This window comes from Bacteroides sp. AF39-11AC, from assembly GCF_003474285.1.
In the GTDB taxonomy this organism is placed as follows: Bacteria; Bacteroidota; Bacteroidia; order Bacteroidales; family Bacteroidaceae; genus Bacteroides.
Genome location: NZ_QROH01000033.1, coordinates 1 through 875, shown reverse-complemented (window position 1 = coordinate 875; position 875 = coordinate 1). Strand labels below are relative to the sequence as shown.

Sequence of the window (875 nt, the reverse complement as noted above, 5' to 3'; positions counted from 1 at the left end):
GTACCCGGACAATGATGTAAAACCGGGCAAAAATGCCGGCTTTTCGACGAAAAATAGGCAGACAATGGACAAAAATCGCGATGGAAATGAATCTGAAATAAATCGCAATACTCCGAATATCAGTGGTTTATCGAATGAAAATCTACAGCATAAAGAGAATATAAGAGATATAATAACAACAGCAGCAAAAGAAAAAGAAATATCTGCTGCTGTTGATCGTAATGATACCGGTGTCCCTGCCGATACCGGTGTCCCTGCCGATACCGGTGTCCCTGCCGATACCGGTGTCTCCGCCAATGCTTCCGTTTCTCCTTTTTCCGGCGGTAGTACCCTTCACGCCATTCGTCCCTGGCAGGAATTGGTGGACGGGTTGTGCCTGGAGAGCAGCTGGGCGGAAATAGCCTGCATGAAGAGCGGGTATGGTGGTTTGCTGAGCCGGTACTTCAAAGAGGCTATAGGCTTTTTCAAGCAGCACATTCTGCTCTACGACAAGGGCCCGTCCTTGCTGAACAGTAGTGACGTACACCAGTATTTTGCTAACTTCACGGCTCCCGGCAGCCGTACTTCGGCCTGCTTGCATGCAGAGCTTTTGAAGCTGGAGACTGCCGAGCAAAGCCATTCCCTCGACCCTTACCGCTTCGAGAAGCGTATCGGCGGGCAACGCACCTACATGGGTTGCCCCATCCCCGACGAAGCACCTCCCCGCCCGGAAGACAATGCTATCTGGAACGACCGGACGAAGCAATGGATTCTTCCCCGGCTTAGGAGCAAAGCGGCCTCGTGAAGCGACGAAATCCGTCTCACGGGACGGGATGAGCTCGCCCCGTGGGATGACAATAATCCTTCCACGGGACGAAAAGAACGGTCTCGTGAGG

Annotated in this window: 1 protein-coding gene; it reads left to right on the top strand. The window is 52.5% G+C overall.

From position 1 onward, the window contains the following. The coding region (locus DW036_RS25340) for a hypothetical protein (protein WP_233560548.1) at positions 1-784 on the top strand (784 nt) is incomplete at its 5' end. Between the last annotated feature and the right edge of the window lie 91 nt (positions 785-875).